General features: G+C 37.4%; 10 protein-coding genes and 1 pseudogene. 7 read left to right on the forward strand and 4 right to left on the reverse strand.

Annotation, left to right across the window (positions count from 1 at the left end; all coding sequences use genetic code 11):
- Positions 1 to 462: 462 nt before the first annotated feature.
- Positions 463 to 2,352 (reverse strand): T9SS type B sorting domain-containing protein, encoded by a 1,890-nt coding sequence (locus ACSBFT_RS20105; RefSeq protein ID WP_489602194.1) that lies wholly within the window; start codon positions 2,350 to 2,352, stop codon positions 463 to 465.
- Positions 2,353 to 2,524: 172 nt separating this feature from the next.
- Here ACSBFT_RS20105 and ACSBFT_RS20110 point away from each other — a divergent pair, with 172 nt between their 5' ends.
- The 5 genes from ACSBFT_RS20110 (at position 2,525) to ACSBFT_RS20130 (ending at position 18,804) form a co-directional block, all read left to right on the forward strand.
- The gene (locus ACSBFT_RS20110; RefSeq protein WP_489602195.1) at positions 2,525 to 12,928 is read left to right on the forward strand and encodes a DUF6443 domain-containing protein; all 10,404 of its coding nucleotides are present in this window, start codon (positions 2,525 to 2,527) and stop codon (positions 12,926 to 12,928) included.
- Positions 12,925 to 13,407 carry a hypothetical protein gene (locus ACSBFT_RS20115; protein ID WP_489602196.1) on the forward strand — a complete coding sequence of 161 codons (483 nt, stop codon included), beginning with the start codon at positions 12,925 to 12,927 and terminating at the stop codon, positions 13,405 to 13,407. Before ACSBFT_RS20110 ends, ACSBFT_RS20115 begins: the two co-directional genes overlap by 4 nt.
- Before the next feature lie 276 nt (positions 13,408 to 13,683).
- Positions 13,684 to 14,205, forward strand: a complete 522-nt coding sequence (locus ACSBFT_RS20120) for a hypothetical protein (RefSeq protein ID WP_489602197.1) — start codon at positions 13,684 to 13,686, stop codon at positions 14,203 to 14,205.
- 44 nt (positions 14,206 to 14,249) lie between these two features.
- A complete protein-coding gene (locus ACSBFT_RS20125) occupies positions 14,250 to 14,834 on the forward strand; it encodes a hypothetical protein (protein WP_489602198.1) in 585 nt (194 codons plus the stop codon).
- Between the two features lie 295 nt (positions 14,835 to 15,129).
- The gene (locus ACSBFT_RS20130; RefSeq protein WP_489602199.1) at positions 15,130 to 18,804 is read left to right on the forward strand and encodes a hypothetical protein; all 3,675 of its coding nucleotides are present in this window, start codon (positions 15,130 to 15,132) and stop codon (positions 18,802 to 18,804) included.
- A gap of 299 nt (positions 18,805 to 19,103) precedes the next feature.
- Here ACSBFT_RS20130 and tnpC read toward each other — a convergent pair whose 3' ends face one another.
- The 3 genes from tnpC to tnpA all read right to left on the reverse strand — a co-directional run bounded on the left by tnpC (position 19,104) and on the right by tnpA (position 21,365).
- Positions 19,104 to 20,657: an IS66 family transposase gene (gene tnpC / locus ACSBFT_RS20135; protein WP_489602200.1), complete on the reverse strand. Its 1,554-nt coding sequence runs from the start codon at positions 20,655 to 20,657 to the stop codon at positions 19,104 to 19,106.
- 72 nt (positions 20,658 to 20,729) lie between these two features.
- Positions 20,730 to 21,080 (reverse strand): IS66 family insertion sequence element accessory protein TnpB, encoded by a 351-nt coding sequence (tnpB, locus tag ACSBFT_RS20140; protein ID WP_489602201.1) that lies wholly within the window; start codon positions 21,078 to 21,080, stop codon positions 20,730 to 20,732.
- Positions 21,081 to 21,191: 111 nt separating this feature from the next.
- Positions 21,192 to 21,365, reverse strand: coding sequence for an IS66 family insertion sequence element accessory protein TnpA (tnpA, locus tag ACSBFT_RS20145; RefSeq protein WP_489602202.1), 174 nt, complete (start codon positions 21,363 to 21,365; stop codon positions 21,192 to 21,194).
- 296 nt (positions 21,366 to 21,661) lie between these two features.
- Between tnpA and ACSBFT_RS20150 the strand changes: the two genes are divergently transcribed.
- Complete coding sequence (locus ACSBFT_RS20150) at positions 21,662 to 22,123, forward strand: integrase core domain-containing protein (protein ID WP_489602203.1); 462 nt, start codon at positions 21,662 to 21,664, stop codon at positions 22,121 to 22,123.
- 100 nt (positions 22,124 to 22,223) lie between these two features.
- Positions 22,224 to 23,318, forward strand: a pseudogene (locus tag ACSBFT_RS20155) (IS5 family transposase); the annotation flags it as partial.

The raw sequence follows: 23,318 nt of genomic DNA on the forward strand, positions 1-23,318 counted from the left end.
AAAATTGGAGAGAGCGATAAAAGGGCGGCAATGGCAAGGTGGTAAGAATGTGAATTTGCAATCGCGATTGTACGAAAATCCAGTCAAGCTATCTAACCCTTCAAGAAGACTAATCTAACGAAGGTTTTTTTCTTTGGTTATTTCCGGTATAAGTTTTATGGTGTTAGCCCATAAAATCTTGATATCTGACCGTGTAAATTCTGTAGTCAAAAAAATAATTAGTAATCTTATTCAATGTAGTTGCAGTGTATTATAATCCTCTATAATGGCTATTTAGGTATGGTCGTAACATACAGTTAAAAAGCCTTAAGGGTGACTACATTTTAAAGATTATACCAAAATTTATATGCTCAGAAGGTTCCTTTGGTTTTCAGACTAATCCTAAGTTTAATAAAAAATGTTTGACTTCGGTATTACCTATTCTCCTTTACTTACCTAGTACTCCCAAGCTTTTGTGGGCTTCTACCGTAAAAGTTGTATTTGACCGGTTTTTCGAAAAGTATCTAATCGAAGTTGATACAAATACGCTCCCGCCGGCAGGGGTTTCCTCTTGTAATTGCCGTCCCACGACTCAGAAATATCTTTGGACTGAAAAACGACATCTCCCCATCTATTAAATATTGTTAATATATATTCAGAAGAGGATTGTGCTTCTAAATTGAAAATTTTCCAGCTTTGATTATAGATGTCCGAATTAGGGCTAAATGCTGTTGGCATAAAAACGACATCAGTACCGTCTCCTCCGCAATTGGGTCCAGGGACGACCTCATAGTTGTCGGACAGACTGCTACAATTATTTTGTGACACTTCAACTTGATATTTCCCAATTTCCGATACAGATAAAGATGAGAGGCTTTCTCCTGGTAGTTCTAAACCTTCCTTTAGCCAACGGTAAGTCCATGAAGAATTATCACTGTTGGTAAGTAAAAGATTTTCACCAGAACAATACGAAAATGGACCTTGGGGGGTAATTATTGTGGGTGCACTTTTAAAGTTTAAGCTTAATGGAATTGGTGGAGAGAGGCTTGGGCAGCCTTGAGCCTCTTTAATTTCTAAAGAATAAGTCCCTCCCAAAGTTACTTTGATAGCTTCCATTTCGGAAATCTGAGTTCCCTCCTTTTTCCAAACTATACTACCTATGTTATCTGAAGCCCTTAACTCTACGGTATCTCCCTCACAAGGAAAAGGCTCATCTATTTCAATTTTTGGTAAACTGGATGTTTCAAGATTAACTACCCTAATAGAATCCGAAGAAGAAACCTTAGTACAACTATTCTTTGCTGATTTGACTACACTGTAATTCCCATCTGTAGAAACCTCTATCTCAAAACCCACCCCAATCGCGGCATCATTCTTAAACCATGTATAATTATAATTTGGATGATACTCCGCCTCCAATGTCAAGTTCTCTCCCTGACAAAGAAGAGCTTCCTCTGTTATTAAATTGCCATTACTATAAATATGAGGAGTACTTGGAGGCTCGTTTTTGCAATCAACCACAACTATAACAAAATCCCTCCTAAAATATCCAAGTAATTCATCCTCTTTATAAACCTCACACCGCATGCCAAACAAGAAACTTCCGGACTCAACTGGATGGCCTGATATTACCCCAGTCTTTTCATCAATAGTTAAGGTTGGACTACCCATAAAAACCCTGTCTTTATTATATCCATTAGCCCAAACTATTGGAGGATATGTTAAAGACGTACTCGTCGGTAATGTTGGAGAGTTATAGGTAGAATAACCAGTGATAGGATTATCCAGTTTGTATTTATGATGTAAACCTGATGCAGGAATAGCACCAAAGTTGGAGTTAAAAGTTTCATCTACACAATAAACTTGCATGTCTGACAAGCCAAAGGAGGGTGAACTAAATTCCGGATATTCTTTTAGGCTTGGAAACTCGGCATAATAAACAAAACCTGTATATCTCGGGTTTTCAATGTTGTTAAGAAATTTATATTTACAACATTCATCCATTTTTATAAAATAACCTTGTGGATCATCATATTCATCAGGATCTAGAAAAGTTTCTCTTCTGTAATCAACTCCATAAAAGTCAACTCCCAAACTATCTGAACATGGCTTGTTTGGATTTGCCAATTCTCTATCACTAATTTTTGGATTTCTAATTCGCAACATTAAATGGTTGTCACGCTTCCTGTAAATTCTAAGATAATATTCATCATAATTGAAAGGGATAATATTTCGATCCCAGTAATTCGTAATTCCTATTTCATAATTAAGACCTGGCTTATCAATCTTCCTAAGAAATAGCTCTCCCCCCACATTTTGACAGAAAGCAGTTCCATAGCACAAACTAAACATTAAGGTCAACCAAACTTTCACATTGCAGATTTAAATAAAAGCAAAAAACTCACACCCAATATTAGTTTGAAAATTCTTTTTCCTCTAATCATTTGACAAACATCTATTTAAATTTTCATTTTTTCTTTTAAATCATATAAATACATATGTATATTTCAGGGCTCGAACTACTTCCATATAAGAAAGACTCTACATGACACACATCTCTGCTTCTAGTAAAAAGTTGTTTACAACTTGTATATTACTATTTCATTTTTTCCTTTCAAATCTTAATCTTGAAGCGAAAGAAAGTATTTATGATTCTCTAAGCAACGTCAGGGTAACACCTTTAAATTTAGAAGAAAAGGAAATACAATGGATTAACGATGACGGAGGAGTAGATTGTATTAGGTATTCATTTTACGCCACAAAGAATGTTGACAGAATTGGTGGAAAAAGTACTGAATTCTTAAGAGACACCAAAGTTAGAATAAATCTCCGCTTAGATTTTGAAGATCAACTTCACCCCTCTTGGAGAGAAGAAGGTTGTAGTGAATTTAGTTTAAAGGTGGTTTTCCCAAAAGGGTTTAAAATGCTAGGTGGAAATTATAAAGATTTCATGCCCATTAATTTAAATGATAGAAACCCAAGTCAAGAAATCTTCATAGAAGGAATATTTACGGAAGAAAACCCAGATGCTTGCTTTCTACTTCTGAAAGGCCCCCAAGTGTCAAATGAAGAGACAATTTTTGTCAAAAAAAGGACGTTATGCTTCTCTTCTAAAAGTGTGGGCTCTTATCTCTCTGGAGACAATCTTTATGGTATAAACCAAGATGAAGTTTTGTCCAGTTCTTCTCTTAGGACTGTAGCAAATAGTACCATGGAAGTATTCGGAATCACAGCATATTTAGACGAAAGCGATTGCCCTAATGCAAATTGTTCAAACAAAACAATTTGTAACGGAGAATCTACACTTCTTTTTAGTGATGGGTGTTTGGATGGAAATATAATGTGGTCTAACGGCCTTACCACAGAAAACATAATTGTATCTCCCTCGAATACCACCGTGTATAACGCCACATGTACGGTCAACGGGCAAGTCTCAAACTCGAATGACCTTACTATAACCGTTTCTGGTACACAAGCCCCAAATCATCTTCTGACCATTTCAGGTGACAATCAAGTTTGTCCAGAAAACAGTTTTGTACTCACCGCCTCTGGTTGCCCTACAGATTATACTTATAAGTTTAAAGGAACGAATGGCTTGACTTCCTTTGAAAGTGAAGGTTCCACATTGAATCAAACAACTGGAAAAAACGGTGGCTCATATCTCATAACCGCCAATTGCGAAAAAGATGGAGAATGTTCCACTGTAGAATCTCAGACATATACTGTTTCAAAAATTAATCCGATTATAGGGAGAATTAACATCAATTTCATTTCAGCTGGGATAAAGTCTAATGAACAGACATCGCTTAATGACTTAAGTAATGTGTTTTGCATAGGTCAAACCATTGAAATGAGTACCTCTGGCTGCGAGGGAACCATTTCGTGGGACAGCGGCATTATTGACAACGCCTTTGATGTCACATTTACCGACCAAATACAAACATTTGACTACATCTGTGAATACCAAGGCTGTAGCCTCTCCGGAAGGATATCCTTACCGGCTGGTATTAATCAAATCCCTTCACCTTCTTTATCCTTCGAATACGCAGGGAATATCAATCTAAAGGCTATTCAAAAGAACCCAAATGAAACCTCAGTAGTATTAACAGCCAGCTCCTGTAGTCTTGAATATATATGGTGGGACGGGATAAGGTCAACCGACCCTATTAGAACAATTACGCTACAAACGGTTAATGAAACAGAAACCTTTAGTGTTCAGTGCGTTGGGTCTGATGTCAATTGTATCTCAGAACCCGCGAGTGTAACTCTCTATTACTTAAACTCTAATCAGACTACAACTGATCTTTGTAATAATGAAAGCGTTAACTTAGAGCTATTAGGTTGTACCAATGGTACTGTAGAATGGACAAATAACATTGTTCAAGGCCTGCTTGGAACGGGAACAACCTACTCTTATATAAATCAAGGACTCTCTTCTAATCAAACTATCACCTTTGTTGGTAAGTGTATAACACCTTATCTAAACGAAATCTCAAGCGGCAACATTGAGATTCCAATAAATTTAGATCCAATAAACGCCTACCAGTCCATTGCTCCACCAGTAGTCACTAGCAATCAAAACTATTTATGCACAGATTTACCGGTAGTTCTATCTGCCAGTGGATGTACACAAGATATTTTATGGTCAAATGGACAAGTTGGAAATAATATTGAGGTTTCCATTGCGGGTACCTATTCAGCTAAATGTTCAGTAGATGGAGTTTGTGAAAGTTTAGAAAGCAATGAACTTTCTATTATTGAAGGTATTGAACTCTTGACTCCAACCCTCAATGTTTATGAAAGAACGGTTTGTCAGGGCTCTACAGTAACAAATACATTTACGGCATCTGGCTGCACTTCATATCTATGGTCTGATGGTTCTACATTAAACAAAATTACCGTCAGTCCTACTGTTACTACAAGCTACATCGTAAGGTGTACCTCCGCTTCCTCTTGCCCAAGTCCAAGTGTGACAGCCACTGTATATGTTGAGGACATTCCCGCCCCCACAAAACCAATAATTTCTACTTCTTTCGGTCCCGTTGGCACAGAAATGACAAATTGCAGTAATGCTTCTTTCTCTTATACCGCATCGAATTGTAATGGCACCGTAAACTGGTCATACAGGCCTCATAATACAACCTCTATATTCTATGATGTAGGTAGTGGACCTAGTACTAATATAGACCACTCCATACATGCTGTATATTTTGCTACATGCGTCACTGGTTGTCAAGGATCAAATAACTATCTGACAAATACCGATTATGTCATCCTTTATCCTCCCGTAGGCAATATTACAGCTACAAATAATGGCCCTAAGAATGCCACACAATCCATAACTCTTACAGCAATAGCCACTAATGTTGAAGGTAGTAGCACTACTAGGTACACATGGACAGGTCCTAACGGTTTCTATTCTAATTCTTCTAATAATCGAGCCCTTATTTCAAACGTAACATCTCTTAACAATGGAACGTACACCGTAACCGTAAACAATAATAAATGTTCGGCTACAGCTACTACGGTTGTTACTATTAATGACTGCAATAATTATGACATAGCACCTGATATTTCAGCACAGGGTAATACTTCTATTTGCGAAAACGAGACTATTGAACTTCAGGCTACAGGTTGTGCTGGTATAGTTACATGGAATACCAACGCGACAGGAAACACCTTAATAGTCTCATCGGCGGGAAGTTACACTGCGACATGTGGTGATGGACAAGATTGTAACAGCCCTATTAGCAACAGCATTGAGATAATGGTAAATCCTATCCCAAGCACTCCTAGCATACAAAGTTCCAATGGAGGAACAGAGATGTGTTCTGACGGAAGCTTAACACTTATTGCCTCAAATTGCTTAAATGGAACGGTTGATTGGTCAAATGGGAGCTCTGGAAATTCAATTATTATTTCTGAAACTGGTGTTTACACCGCTACATGTACAAGTAGTGAAGGCTGCGTAAGTTCACTAAGCAATTCCCTGACTATTACAGAAAAAACAATACCTCAAGAAACTCCAGCAATCACACTAACTTCAACAAGTGACCCATGTTTTGACCTTCTAACGGCTACAGGCTGTACAGCCGATGTTTACTGGACATGGACTAGTTCGGATAGTCAAGAAGGAAATACAAGTACTACGGGAACCCTTCAAATAACAAAAGCAGAAGTGCCATACACCTATAAGGCTCAGTGTTCAAATGAGTGTGGCTTAGGTTTAGGAATAAGCAATGAGGTTGTCACCGAAGTCACTTTGCCTGTTATTGTTAGTAAAAACGAATCTCAAGAAATAATAGATTATTCAGGCATTACAATATGTAGTCAAGATAATGTGACCCTTAGTGCTACAAACTGCTCGGGCATTATCAGTTGGAATTCTACGGATATAAATAACCAAACGTCTGTTTTAAATGAGAATGAGATAACAGTATCTCCTAATATTACCACTACCTATACTGCCATTTGTACTCGTTGTAACCAAAACATAAGTTCAGAGTCAATAACACTCCAAGTACAAGATCCTACACCTCCAACAATTTCGGCTTCCACGTACTTGGTTTGTTCTAATTCTGAAGATAGAACTCCAACAGTATTTACCGCCACAGGCTGTGAGTCTGGTACCATTAACTGGAGTAATGGAAATACGGGGAGTAGTTTCTCACTAGTATTAGTAGAAACCGATATTTATACGGCTACATGTACTATTGGCTCATGCGTTTCTCCAAATTCCAATGCCATTCAAGTTACTGTACTTACACCTCCATTGCCACCGGTACTTTCGGCCTTGGAAATAGAGGGTTCCGCTATTTGTAGTGATAGAATTGAAGATGTGACCTTGGAAGCAGCGGCCTGTAATGGAGACATTCTGTGGTCAACAGGAGAAAATACTACACAAATAAATGTGCTGCCAAGCAGTACAACTACTTATACAGCAACCTGTACAAATGATTGTGGGACGGCATCGTCAGATTTTACTTTAACTATAGAGCCAATTCCTTTAAGTCCTTTACTAGAAGCTGAAAATCAAAGTATTTGCCAAGGAGAGTCAACCATCCTTTCAGCTCCAAACTGCACTGGGGAACTTATATGGACAGATGGAAGTAATGTATTTACACAATCCTCACGAACAGTAAATCCAACACAAACGAGTACTTATAAAGCTATATGTAAATCTATACTTGGAGGCTGTGTTTCTGAAGAGGCCTCTATTACGATCTTAGTTTCACAACCGGTTAATCCGATTATTGCAGCTGACCAAAATTTAGTATGTCTTGGTGCTGAGGTGACAATCTCTACCTCGGATTGTTCAAGTGAAATAGAATGGTTTGAAAATGATATTCTTTTAACTGAAAATACATCAAGCATAACCCGTTCTCCTTCGGGAAATGCTATTTATAAACTAAGCTGCTTTACAGAAGATTGTTCTTTAAGGTTGACATCTAATACCGTAACTGTTAACACCATTCCTTTACTAACAAATCCTGTTATCTCAAGCACGAGTAGTTTAGTTTGTGCAGGCACTTCCGTAGAGCTTAATAGTAGTTCATGCTTAGGTACACTTGCTTGGTCAAATGGTGCTAGCACCTCAACCATCAATGTTAGCCCAAACACCACCACCACCTATACGGTTTCATGTACTAACGATTGCGAAACTGTTTCAAACAGTGTTACTATTACCGTGGAAGAACAACCTATCTTACCTGATTTACAGGCTTTAAAGAATGACATTTGTGTAGGAGAAACTATAGATTTAAGTGTTACAAACTGTAATGGTATACTTACTTGGTCTGATATTTCTGAAAACCAAAGCAATAGAATAATATCACCGACGCAAGAAACCACTTATAGCGTTTACTGTACCAACCCTTCGGGCCTTTGCGTTTCTCCTACTGCCGAAATAACAATTGGTGTTAATGAAATAGTATTGCTAAGCATAGCGGTAGATACAAATGATTTATGCCCAGGAGACTTAATTCCTATTATAGCCTCTGGTTGCGATGGAGATGTTTTGTGGAATACAGGTGATATCACAAATACAACAAATGGAAATCCTAGTTCTATAACAAAACCTGCCGCAAATGGTGATATTTATAGTATCTCTTGTGCCACACCTAATTGTTCTCTTATTTCTACTGCTTCATCTTTGGTAATACCAACGAAGCCAGAAGCTGTAGTACCTTTTGTCTCCTACACCACCACTAGTATATGTTTGGGTGAACAGCTTACTCTGTATGCAGGGTACTGCAATGGCAGCATTGTATGGAATGATGGCTCCACAGAAACCGTTAGAAGTTTGAGCCCAACTGAAACTACCAGCTATAATGTTACATGTACTTCTTTCTGCGATACCAAAACTTCGGAATCTGTAGAAATTATTGTCAATAACTTCGAAGCCCCGGTTTTAAGCTCTTCTATGAGTGACATTTGCCTTGGAACTACAGCAACTTTAACGGCCACTAATTGTGACGCAGATGTTAAGTGGACTACGGCAAATGGATTTGAAGAATTTGGTTCGGAGATTACCGTTCAACCTTCGGTTAGCACAACATACACGGCCATTTGTACAGACCTCATCTGTAGTTCGCCTTCTGCATCTATTGATATTTTGGTAAAAGAAAGTAACACAAAACCTATTATCACCACCAATACCGGAATTACAGCGGTTTGTAAAGAAACTGAAATTATTCTTACTGCCTCTGGCTGTGAAACGGGGACTCTTACGTGGTCAAATGGTGAAGTGGGAAGAAGCATCATAAGCAACGAAAACAAAAGAGCCATAGGTCAAGAGTTTCCATATTATGTAACCTGTACCAGCGATTGTGAAACTTTGGTTTCTGAGGTTATTAATATTTTGGTCATCAAACCTACACAGCCAGTGTTAAGTCCAGCTTTTCAGGAAGTATGTGTTGGTTCTACATTTGAATTAAATGTAACTACTGCTTGCACAAATGGTTACTTACAGTGGAATAAAGAAAATGATGAACTAAATCAAACTGAACTAAACCCATCATTACTTGCTGAAGTCAAGGGTACTACTAGATATCGTGTAAAATGTGTTATTGGAGCATGTAAGAGTCCAAACTCAGAAACAGCTGCAGAAGTTAAAGTTAATGAAATCGCCGAAGCTATAATAAGACATAATTCTCCAGTAACCGTAGGTGATAAGATATCTATACAAGGAAATGGTAGTAAAACGAAAGAATATAGTTGGACTGGACCAAATAATTATACCAGTGAGGAAAAAAACTTTACGATTGAGCCTGCAAGCACAGACAATGCCGGTATTTATACCCTAACCACCTCAAATGGAGGTAGCTGTACTGCCACGGCGAGCGTAGATATTACCGTAATAGACGAAGACTGCGGCTGTGACGCTACTGACAAAGCTCTAACCATTAACCCCATAAATAACCCCTCTAAGGCCTTTGGTAATTATAACTATGTGGTAGAGAATACCTATTTACAGCCATTCTCTGAAATTCCCTCCACAGATGTGGAGGCCGTACAAACAGTATCTTATTTTGATGGCTTAGGAAGACCAATACAATCTATGAATGTAAATGCCGCGGGTGGACCATATAGGAACCAATTGCAGCAAGACATTGTAAGCTTCATGAAGTACGACGCTTTTGGAAGAGAAACACAAAAGTTTCTGCCGTTTAGCCTGTCAAATAATGGGGGAGACTTTATAGAACCTACAGCTATGCTGGCTATACAGCAAAACTACTACAGCTCGCAACCAGGAAAAGCTACAGATGCCAATAAAGCCTTTGCTGAAGTAGTGTTTGAAAACTCCCCATTAAACAGAGTACTAGAGCAAAGTGCACCAGGCGAAGACTTTTCCTTGGAAAATGGTCACACTACCAAAATGACCTATAGCTCAAACACCACGCTTGGTTTGCCTTTACCAAATGGAAACAAAGAAGCCATAAAAGCATATTTGCTTGATAATGTGAAACTGTTTTACTTCAATGATCAAACTGGCGACATCACTACACAAACCGTAGAAACAAGGTACTATGTTGCCCATGAACTAATGGCCGCTCTTACTGAGGATGCCAATGGACACCTAAGTGCCTCTTTTACAGATAAGTCAGGCAATGTGGTAGCAAAAAGGGTTTATAATGAGATTACATTAGACGGGGCTTTCTCAGCAGATGAAATCATTGAAACTAATTACATCTATAATGACTTTGGTCAATTACAGTATGTCTTACAACCTATGGCTTCTAAAGTACTGGATAATTTAAGCATAGGAACCTCTCTTAACCTTTATACTACGCCATATACGCATTTCATTTTCTTTTATGAATATGATGCAAGAGGCCGCATGACAAAAAAGAGAGTACCAGGTATGGACGCATTTGTGAATATGTCTTACGACTTTCGAGATAGATTAACTAAAACTACCGATGCCAATGGAAAAACTACTCGAATGGAATATGATGGTCTTAACCGACCAACTCGCACTTATTTAAGGAATGGTGATTCAGACGATGAAAAAATAATCTCTGAAAACTTTTATGATAACTATGCTAACGCCAATAGTAAAACCTTTGATGTTTCACACGCTTTTGGAGTAGCAAATCTAACAAACACCACTGGAATGCCTACCGTAAGCCGCGTGGCTGTAATGGACGAAAACAATGATTTAAGACAATTAAATGGTTCTGATCAATATCTTAACACGGTAAGCTATTATGACAATTTAGGTAGAGCCATTCAAACCCAAACAGATAATGTACAGGGCTTGGTAGAAGTAAGCTCTACTAAATTAGATTTTGCTGGCAGAGCCATTGAAAGCCATAGTACTGTAAACTATGAAGGCACTGAAGGCCTACAAGCATTAAACATTTATACCAAAACCACCTACGAGCAAGGCGGAAGAGTGGCCTCCATCTCTCAGAAAATAAATGAAGACCGATGGGAGCCGATAGCTAGAAACACCTATACCCCAATGGGTGAATTAGTGACCAAAACGCTGGGCTGCGACATACAAAATGTAGATTATGAGTATAATATAAGAGGCTGGCTGACTAAAATTAACGATGTAGAAAAAACAGGCGAGGCCTATAAAAACAGTAAAGACCTTTTCTCTATGAGCCTTTCTCATGCAGGCGACTATACTGGTAATATTACCTCCCAAAGCTGGCGTACCATGGATAAGGTGCAGAAAAACATAAACCAAGTAAGCATAGCCGAAAAGCAGAATTATGCATACAGTTATGACCACCTTAACCGACTACTCACGGCAGACTATAACAGCTCTGATGCAGCTTTAGCTCTTAATGGTATTAGCACTAGGATGTTTGCCGCAGGCTCAGCAAACAAAGCCTACGACCTTAATGGGAACATACTAAACATGCTTAGAAATGTGAACGGCAGCACCGTAGACCAAATGAGCTACACCTACCAAAACAACAACCGCCTAGATGCCGTAACAGACGCTGCTACTGATGTGGATACTCGCTATTTTAATGAGCTGAACACCACCACAGATGATTATACCTATGATGCCATGGGAAATATGGTGGCAGATAAAAACAAAGGCATAACAGAAATACAGTATAACCATGCTAACCTGCCTTTACAGATAGTACGCGACAATACCAACAAGCCAGAAAACAATGGCCGCATGAAATACTACTACTCTGCCGCTGGTCAAAAGCTGATGACAGAAGTAGCCACAACCGTAACAAATGGTGCTGCCATAGATGGAGAAAGAACCCGAGTGTATTTGAGTAGTATGGTACTTAAAGCTGGTGAAATAGAATTTATTGGAACAGGAGAAGGCCGAGTGCTGACCCTAGACGCCTTACATAAAAACCCAGATGGCTCTGTTAGTTTACCAAATTATATAGATGAAGAAAGCAATAAGTTTAGGTATGAATATCAACTCAAAGACCACTTGGGTAACCTAAGAGTAGCCTGTAGATGTGGTGACCCATTAAGAAATGATAATACAGGAAAAATAAGACCAAACGCTTCAAATAGAGAGCCTATAAGAATAGTACAACAAAACGATTATGATGCTTGGGGGCTGGACTTTGGACAAGCAAGTTCAGAGCTCAATGCACAAAGCTCAAAGCTAACCGACCGCTTCCAATACAATTCCAAAGAAAGAGTCCAAGACTTAGGTATTGAGTTATATGATTATGGGGCGAGGCATTATGACGCCACTATCGCAAGATGGAGTAATGTGGATCCCCTAGCCGACAAAATGCGGAAATGGTCACCTTATAACTACGTTTTTAATAACCCTTTAAGGTTTATTGACCCAGACGGAAGGGGGCCAGAAACTGATATATATAATCTTGCCGGCAAACTTGTAAAACAGATAAATGATAATAAAACAGATAAAAAATTAGTATTAACACATAGTAAAAAGTCTGATGAGATTGAAAGCTTTATTGCCGCGGGTAACCTAATAAACGTGCCTACAAATGAAACTATTGAAAGTATGGATGAAGCATATAGTAGAACAGAGGATACAGGAAATGAGCATGCATTTTATATAGGGGAAAACGGAACAAATTCCAAAATAGTGGAAGGCAATGCTGGTAAAATGTCGAGTGCTAGTATGAGGGAAGCTCATAAGGATTTAACAGACAAAGGAGATTTACCTGCTTCTGATGTTCACACCCATCCTCTTCACAAAGATAGTAATGGAAATGTTATAAGTATTGGTCAACCTCAGGGATCTTCTGGTTTAGAAAAAGATACAGATCCTGCGAATAACACTATAACTACTCAACCAAATATCGTCTTAGGGTATACTCAAGTAAATACTCCACCACCTTCAGGGACAATTGGAGGTTCATATACGACAAGTTTCAAAAGGGCTATTGGTTTTTATAAAGCCAATGTTTCTCAAATTAATTCTAAAACTATTTTATTTTCTGACTTTAAAAACACAATTTCTAAAATTAACAGAAAATGAAAACATGTAATATAATAGTATGTTTAATAATCTGCCTGTTTAGTTGCTCTAGAAAAATTGACAATACAATCAGTAAAGGCAATTTTGGAAAAGATTTTGAGCTAGTCTTTGGTGTAAAGAAAAACATACTAAAAGTAAAGCCAATAACAACTGGATTGTCAGATAATCAAATCCAATTATTTAAATCATTTACTATAGCCTTACCAAAGGGGATAATTAACTATAAAGTAGTTGGATTAACCGATTTTATTTTTTTCTATAAAAAAAATAAAATTATTTATATCAAGTCGAATTCATCAAATAAACAGCTAGACCCAATTAAATTCATACATGAAGAATCAATTGAAATTGATCAGTCTAAGATAAATGGAAAGTTTTCAAAGGGTTTAATACTCAATAATAACATAAAAATTTTCATTTTAAATTTCAGGGAGAATGAAGTTTTAGAAATCATAAACCTGATTAGAAGTTTTCCCTAGCAGAGTCTCCCGCTCTGCAAAGTCTTTTTGACTTTGCGGAATAAGTTTTTCGGTCTTCAGACCGAGGTGAAGGGTAGGAAGTGATTTTTTTCCTTATTAGAATCTCCCTGTCTGTCGACAGGCAGGCGTTAGGGACTCTGCGGCATTAAAGTAAGTAAGTGTTTTTAAAAAAAAGAGAGACATAATGTTAAAGAAGAGCTTAAACCACAACAACACTTTCTAAAAAACTAAAAGAAACGAGTAACACATTTTATTAGAGAATATCATAGACCCAACATGAAAGAATCCCTAAACAACATGAAGATAAACAAGCTCCTATTTACAGCACTTATATTTATCCAAATAAGCGTTCTGGCACAAGAAACCAACCAAGGTTTCACACCCGAGGTGGTGCCACCATCGCCAAATGCGGCTAGTATAGGTAAATTTGGTAATATTCCTATTTCTTATTACACCGGCACGGTTCAGGTTAACTCCCCACTATACACCGTTTCAGAAGGCAAAATTCAAGTTCCCATTAGTTTGAATTACCATCCGTCTGGCATTAAGGTGGCAGAAGAGGCTAGTCAGGTAGGGCTAGGCTGGGCTCTAAATGCAGGGGGAGTGGTTTCACGCACTGTCATGGGGCAAGATGATTTTGAAGACAATAGGTATTTCAGTGATTTAAATCCACTACCACAAAACATGATTCCTCAGCCTCTTGTTCAAGAGGGCCAAAGAATTCCTGAACATGAAAACCTGAGTAATTATCAAATAGTAAACACCGCTCCGCCAAGTCTTTTTGACTTTGCGGAATAAGTTTTTCGGTCTTCAGACTGCTTCAAAAATTCAACATTAAAAAAATGAAAATAATAATAATAGCTGTTGCGATTTTATTAACAACATATTCGTGTTCATATATTGGAGCTGGAAGTTTAGGTTCATTTCAATCATATTACTTTGAAGTATCTGAAAATGAAATGGATGTACAAATTCAAAAGTTATATTCGGATATTCCACAATTTATTATTCCTGAAAAATGGGAACAATTTGACAATTGGAGTGAAAGAGGTTTTGGGTCGTTAAAAGGAAAAATATTTTATTTTAAAGAGAAACCTGAAGAATTGTTTTTTATAACCTATTATCAATTGGATGAAAAACACACAATTAAAGAAGGATTCCCAACTACAGATATCTCGGTTAGGGCAATTCATAATGGATTAGGAAGATGGAGGATTGTTGAAGATTTTAATGACGACAAGCCTGAATTGAAAAGAATTGAGGATCGTTTTTATAATGAAATTATTCTAAGACTTGAAAAGCGAATTAATACGACAGCTCTTAAAAAAAATCATGGTTTTAGTTCAATTTCGATTTCCACTCTTCCCAAAGCAGAGTCTCCGTTAGGGACTCTGCGGTATTCAGCGGAGAGGAGAACTTTAATATGAAAAATGAAATAATTTATAAAAAGAGATAGAAACATAGGATTACTAAAAAACACATAATGAATAAAATAGTAAAAATACTTATGCTGTTAGTGTTACCGGGCATGCTCACCGCACAGTCGGGTTTCTGGTAGCGTATAAAAAGTCCTCTCGGAGTCTCTGTTTGGGAACTCTTAGAATGCTAAGAAATAGAGACAAATAAGATATAAAACCACATAAAAAGAATTAACCCAATACTATGACAAGATATTTATTTCACTTTCTAGTTCCAAGGTTCAAAATCAACTTGACGCAAAAAATGAGTTCAAAAAACACTAAGTATCTAAGCTTTGATAGGATTCCAATTTTAAATGAATGTAGGATAAGTATGAAAATTGCACGACTAGGAGCATCAGTAATTTTAACACTTTTATTTTCGGATATTCAGGCCCAAAAAATAGAAATGGATACTGTAAAGCTAGTTCCAGCAGCACAGCGAACTTTGCTTCAGTTTAGTCAAGCAAATGAGCAGGAAAGTTTCGCTCCAAATGCTGTGCCTCCATCACCTAATGCCGCTGCATTGGGGAAATTTGGTGATATTCCTGTAAGTTATTACACTGGTTTGGTAAACACATCAATACCTATTTACACGATTTCAGATGGAGATATTTCAGTTCCTGTTAGCCTTTCTTATCACCATGGAGGAGTTAGAGTGGAAGAAGATGCGTCGTGGGTGGGTTTGGGTTGGACTATTAATGCTGGAGGAGCAATTACAAGGACAATCAGGGGTAAAGACGATTTTCACCCTATTAATGGTGCCGCTTTTAACCCACCTGTTCAGGATTATCTTCCAGACCCATTAGATAATTCAATCTTTTCGGAAAAAACGTTAAGTGCCGCAAATCCTGATTTGGATACTGAGCCTGATATGTTCTATTTTAATATTAATGGGCTTAGTGGTAAGTTTATTTTGGAAGCAAAACCTAACAATACTTTTCCCATCAAGGGATTACTATTAGATCGGTCGGATATTAAAATTGAATGTGTTAGCAGAACAGGTAATAGTAGAGACCAATATCAATATACATGGCGACTTACAGATACCAATGGTATAGAATACATATTTTCAGAACAAGAAATTAGTACAAGCTTATCCGCCTCTGGTTTTACTCCTCAAATTGTTAATAATAATTCTAGTCTTACACCCGACTTATCCTATAATATTGACCGGTCACACAATATAAGTGCATGGTATATTAGCTCTATTTACTCTCCCAATACTGATAGAACGATCCTTTTCAATTATAATAGAGCTGGCAAGTTTTATTCTACAAGTCGCATTTCATTTAATGAGAATTTTACAAATAGCGGAGAAATTTTAGAAGAAAATCAACCAAATTGTTCGACTCCGATCACTTTAAACCAATCGGACCTCCAGCCTTCGCAAAACTTGTCAATTAACGTAACGAGAAATACCTATTTAAAAGAAATTGTATGTAGTACAGGAAAATTAAGCTTTGTAATGACTGATAGAGAAGATTTGCAACCTTACTATCCTACTAGTAATGCGAATAGTCCGTTTTCTGGTTTTTTACAAGAAGCAGCAATTAATGATAACACTAGTTTAGGCTTAGAGAGTCAAAACATTCTTAAACCATTAAAATTAAGTCAAATTGAACTTTTTGACTTAAATAATAATAGAATAAAAAGATGGGAGCTAGAACACTCTTATTTTAATACTCAGGATGTAAATCTTAATCCAACTTCAGAATCTTATAGTTATAACATGAATAAGTATAACAAACTGAGATTAAGACTTGATGGATTCAAAGAAATTAGCGGTGACCTTTCAAATTCGCTTTCACCATATAAGTTCTTTTATTATGGTGATATTTTAAATTCAGATGACGATGAGTTATTGACTGCTGTCAGGTTACCAAGCAAAGTGTCTTTAGCCAAAGATTTTTGGGGATATTACAATGGAGAAATTAATAATAATTCCTCTTCATTTGCCACGTCTATCCCTAATCAGGCTTTTCCCAAAATGTCGGCATTCAAAATTGGGGGAGATTATCAATTTAAAGTTGTTGGTTTTGGAGATACCTATGAAAAAGGAATTGAAAGAAGTGTAGATGATGAGTTCAAAAAATATGGCACACTAAATAAGATTATTTATCCTACAGGCGGTAGTGGGAACTTCTACTATGGATCAAATGAAGGTTTAGCAGGAAAAGGAGAAGTGACAAGTAATTATTATGAGACTTATGGCAATCGTGTAGTTCCTTCCTTCTTGATCACTGACAATGAAACATTTGCGGACGTAACCATGATGCTTTCTTGTGATAGATTTAATCCAGAAAACGGACAATCATCTCCAATAGGATGTGAAAACCCAGCTACCCCAAATTCACCTGGTGCTAATGAATGGTTTGCTAAACTATTTAATGGCACAGACTTTATAGTTAAAAACTATTCGGACTGGGCAAGTTCCTCAAAAGTATGCACGAGAATAAATTCAAGTTCTGAAAGATGTGAGGTTACTTACAAAACTCAAGTCAAATTGAGTCCAGGGATATATAGACTGGAAGTTCAGCGACCTAGTGTTTTGGGAGCTTCGGCTCCAAATCCTTTTATGTCGGTTAGGACTTACAAATTTATCACAGGATCTAATTTTGAAATTCAAAAAACTGCAGGTCTTAGAGTTTCCAAAATAGTAACGCATGATGGAGAATCAATAGCATCCACCAAAGTGTTTGAATACAAAAACGATGATGGTAATGGGTCTGGAAAACAGATGAGAGATCCAATTCGATATTGTTATGGTTACCCGGAAATACTTCGGATTTGGGAGTTAGCTGGAAATAGTATTGCCGCCAGCTGTAACAAAAACTTTTGGGCTGTGAAAATGCAGTCTTCAAGTTTAGCTCCTTTAGGTACTGCCGCAAGCGGAAGTCATGTTGGCTATTCGCAAGTTAAGGTGATGAACATCGACGAAACGGGTCTAAATAATGGAAGTATAATTTATAATTATGTAAATAATCCTGATCCTGTAACATCCACACTTTATGCAGACTTACCAACTGCGTCAGATGTAAATAATGGTAACTTGTTAAGAGAAAGGTATTTAGATGTAAATGGTAGATTGGTTAAAGAAGTAATTAATCAAACTCCTATTTCTAAACCTAATGTTGAAGCTACATACAAAGGAATGAGGTATACCATTGGTTTTCTGCCAAATCAAGTTAGTAGGGTCGTTACAAAGGTCGAATATGATATTCCAGCTGGTTTTTACTACTCTCCTTCTTCAGAAGAACGTATTTACAACATTGACGACGTTTCAAATAATTCCTTTATTTCAACTACTTCAAATATCGAATACGGTAGTAATCAACATCTTCAAGTGACTGCCAAAGAAACATTTGACAGTCAAAATAAACTAAAAAGAGAAGTTTATAAATATCCTTTTGAGATTGCAAATGAATCAAATGATCCAGTTTACATAGGAATGATTTCGCAGAATAAAATATCTCCCATAATTGAAAAAAGTAGCTTCTTGAATAACCTCCAAGTTGGTTTGTTAAAAACTAATTTTGCTTTTTGGAATTCGGCTTTTTACGCCCCAATTAGTATTCAAAACCAACTAGGCTCTAGCGATGAATTAGTTACTCAAATAGTTTTTAACTCTTACACTAATAAAGGCCAACCTACTAGCTTTACGGAACTCAATGGGTTAACTACCGATATTGATTATTGGGATTCTTACGACGCTGCTAAAAGTAATTTTATTAAATCAAAAACTGTAAATGGGTCTAATGTCACTTTGACCAATTCTTTTGATTATTTACCTATGATCGGTGTTTTCAAAGAAACCGCTCCTAACGGCATAAGTAATAATTATGAGTACGATGAGTTCCAACGCTTAAAACTCATCAAAGACAACAACGGAAAAGTTGTAAAATCATATAACTACAATTACGTAGGTCAAGGTCAGTAAAACCCAAGAAGTAAAAGTCAATTATAATCCTCGTTTACGACATGTGAGCGGGGATTATTTTTGTGGAGTTAAAGTTAATTTTCAGCCCAATGGAAGACATCTAAAATCAGCTTTTAGCAATAAAGTTATTAAGCGGTGGCATGAGTTTTGGAATATGTATGGGAAACAAATTCTATATTAAAGCCCATGCTTAAATCATTTCTGGATATTCCGGGTCAAAATGGGCCACCTATTCCGGGTTAAAGTGAGCCTCTCCTATGGCATCAGTAAGTTCTTTGTATCCCCCCGAGCAAGTGCATCTAGGAAGTTATGTGGAAGTTTTTAGGGAGTAATGATTCTATCTGGTTTACTTTGGTGTCCATGATGTGTAGCAAGGTATGAGCTAGCCATTTGCTAGGGTTTACTTTTTCTATTTTGCACTGAGCAAAGAAGGTGTATATCATGGCAGCACGCTGAGCGGCTTCATGGCTACCAGCGAAGAGATAGTTCTTACGACCTAAGGCAATGGGTCTGATAGCATTTTCTATGAGATTATTGTCTATTTGAATGTTTCCATTATAGAGGTAATTGCTCATCTCATCCCATCTTTCTATGGTGTATCTGAAGGCTTTCCCTATAGCACTTTTAGGTAATACTTTGGCATTTTCATCTGCAATCCACCTTCCCATTTCATTGATGATAGGTAAGGCTTGTTCTATTCTTAAGATTTTAGTGTCCTGAGCAGAGAGTGTCTGTTCTTTAGCTTGTCTTTCAATACTATAAAGTGATTGAATATAGCTTAGAGCTTTCTCGGCTCTGGCTTTGTCGTTGTTGAGTGCTTCATCAAACTTGCGTCTGATATGTGCCATACACGCTATATGTATAACATCTTCACGCATTGCAATGGCATTATAGCCAGCATAACCATCGGTTTGCAGGTAACCTTTAAAGTTTTTCAGGGTTTCCCATACGTGTTTGCCTGCCCTGCTGGGCTGGTATTCAAAGAATATTTGTCCATCTACTGGGGCATGATAGACCCAGTAATAGCCCAGATGTGTTTTGCCTTTAAGTTTTGGGTCTTGAACTTTCAACGTGGTCTCATCCACTTGAAGGTAGTCTTGTAGCTTGGTTTGTTCTTGCACATATTCATAAAGAATGGCTAGCCGATTTAGACAGGTTTTCACCCAACCATCTATGCTTGAATCAGGTATTTTGATACCATTTCGGGCGAATCGCTGGCCAATACGATACAAAGGCAGGTGGTCAATATATTTATCGACCAAAAGCTGAGTCAGCAATTCTACCGATGGGATACCTTTATCAATCACTCTAAGTGGCAATGGAGCTATTATAAAACTACCTTCTGCCGATTTTGGAGCATACTTCTTACGAACGATGCGGTGCAGAAAGAATTTCTCTGGCTGGTAGCCTAGTTCCTCTGTTATTTCTTGACCAATGCAACTCATTTCACTCAAATCGCCCTCAGGCTCTAGTACTGTTTCCACAACTTCAAGATTATCGGGCAGCTTGGTTCTACCAGGATGAGCTTTCTTTTCTCTTTGATAAGTGACCTCAATCTTTTCAGCAGCTTGCTGCTCAAGTCTCTCTTGCTTTTCAGAAGAAATTTCTTGGAAAATATCAAGTTGATTGGTCGGCGACTCAAAACGTTCTCGCTTTTGACCAAAAAGCATTCGCTGAAGACGAGCTATGAGAGCCTTTGTCTCCGCAATAATGCCTTCTTTTTCGGAGATTTTCGCATCCTTCTCCGAGATTACTTTCTCCTTCTTAAAAATTGATTCCTCTTGCTGTATTACAAGCTTTTTGAGCTTATTATTTTCAGCTAAAATAGAAGCAATTTCCTTTTCAGATAGCATTTTGAGACTGTTTTTGTATACCCAATAGTACGAAAACAGCAGCAGAGTTTTAGGTAAAAATGCAAGTATTTTTTACTCATCTTGAAGCTGGAAACGAGGCTTTCGTTTTACACTTAAAATCTTAATGCCTTCAATTAGCATCACCAGTTCTGGCCAGCTGAGTTGGCTTTTATTTGCTTCCAGTTTTGGTATTTCGAACCGGCCTTGCTCCAATCGCTTGTGATAAATCACCAGTCCACCATCTTCCCAATGAAGTAACTTGATGTGAGTTCGCTTCTTGTTAATAAACACAAACACGCTACCATTGACAACGCGTTGGTTTAGCTCCGAAGTAACTAATCCAAACAAACCATCGAATCCTTTACGCATGTCACAAGGGCAATGATAAAGGTAATAACGCTGGTTTCCACTGAGGCTAAACATAGATTAGCCTGCGAAGCTCAGTTTTAGAAAGAGAACTCAAGACTCGAAGCTTGACCCCATTGGGATATTCAATCTCAATACCAGCTTTAATTGGGGCAATTACATCTATTTCTAGAAAGCCTTTTGGGTGTTCTTTGTTTGCCGACAACTTCTTCTTCCAGCCTGCCTGTCGGCAGACAGGTAATAGAAGGTAGCCTTATTTATTGATCGTTCTTTGCAGAACTGCATAGCAGTAATACCACTCCCTGAAAATTCATTCAATACCTCTTGCCAATCCATCTTCATAAACCTTTTTGATTACAAAGGTCTATGACTAGCTAACGGATTTCAAGATGTACTTGCTCGGGTGGATACGTTCTTTGTATTCGTTTCAATTTCTATGTGATGCGATTAAGACGAGAAATCCTCTTAATGCCTTTTCTTTGTTTGTATTGTTTCAATTTCTATGTGATGCGATTAAGACGGAAGTGGTTCAATTGCTATCGCTTGTCATGATTGGTTTCAATTTCTATGTGATGCGATTAAGACTAACGCCAAGTTACAAGCAGCAGAAAGGCTAGTTAAGTTTCAATTTCTATGTGATGCGATTAAGACTTGAACTAAGAAATGATAATGATACACGGTTTGCCGCCAAAGACGTGCAAAAATATTTTGCAAATAATCATATAAATCAAGTATTTACGCATCCCTATACACCGCAAGAAAATGGACATGTAGAAAGCTTTCATGCAATTTTGGGTAGGTCTTTGGCTATGAAAGAATACCGAACATTAAATGATTTAACTCTGCACCTAAATCACTTCTATCATGTATATAATAATGTAAGACTTCATGGGAGCTTAAAACATCTAAACCCCTCGGCATTTATAAAGCTATGGAAGCAAAATTGTATCCAAGTAGCACCACATAAAAAACTGAAACATAAGTATGAGATCAGGTTACTTGTACCACATTACAAATTAAAACCAAATGGAGAAATCAGGAAATTGTCAGAGGAAACTAAACTCAGAATAAAGGGAAAAAGCGAACTCAAACGACCCTAAACAACTAAAAACGTAGAGCCTGAAAAATATTTTATATAACTTTAAACTAAACCGAGAAAGTGTCTGCCAATTAAGGGGCTAAACCACAGATGCTTGGGTAACTAATCCCTACATGCAGTTTTTTACTGGAGAGGGATATTTTCAGCATTCCTTTCCTTGCGACCCTAGTGACTTTGTTCATTTTCGAAAACGCATTGGTGTCAAGGGAATTGAATCCATATTTGCTTTATCTGTTAAAGTCCATGGTAGAGATGCTTTTAGTAAAACTAGCCTTTCTGATACTACTGTTCAAGAAAACAATACCACATTTCCGACTGATGCAAAATTGGCTAAAAAAGTAATTGACCGTTGTAATGGAATAGCTAAAGGAGAGCGTATAGCTCAAAGAAAAACTTACACTCGAGTTAGTAAACAATTGGTCAGGGATACTTTTAATTCATCTCACCCTAAAAGAGCAAAGAAAGCAAGAAGTGCCTCAAAAAAGTTAAAGACAGTCTCGGCCAGATTGTTAAGGGAATTGGAAAGGAATATGGATGTAACTCAAAAAGAACAATACCAAAAGGAGCTTACATTAATGTGGAAAATTATCAATCAAAAAAGAGACACTAAGAACAAAGTTTATAGCCTCTACAAGCCATTTACGTCATGTATTGCCAAAGGCAAAGCTCATAAGAAATATGAATTTGGAAATAAAACTGGGCTAATGATAAATTCAAAAAACCTGGTAATCCAGGCCATAGATACTTTCAGTGGAAATCCACACGATAGCAGAACGATAGCTCCTCTACTGCGACAAGCAAAGCAAAATTTCGATTATCAACCCAAAGAAATTGTTTATGACAGAGGAGGAAAGGGTAGAAAGAAAATCTATAACACCGAGATACTTACCCCATCCAAACCACTTAAAAAGGATAAGGAATACACCAAACGCCAAAAAAGAAAGAAGTTTAGAAGACGAGCAGCCATAGAGCCAGTCATAAGCCACCTGAAAGAACATTTTAGGATGGGTAAAAACTATCTATGGGGCACTGAATCACCTAAATTAAATGCACTTTTAGCTGCATCAGGATGGAATTTGAAGAAAAGAATGGCAATCATCAAAGAATCTATTATTTGGCCTTTGCAATTCATCGTTAAATTCTCAATCAACCTGTTAAAGTCCTTGCTAATAGTTAACTTAAAACTGAGTTCGTAA

The sequence above is a fragment of the Arcticibacterium sp. SM2516 genome (assembly GCF_057914865.1).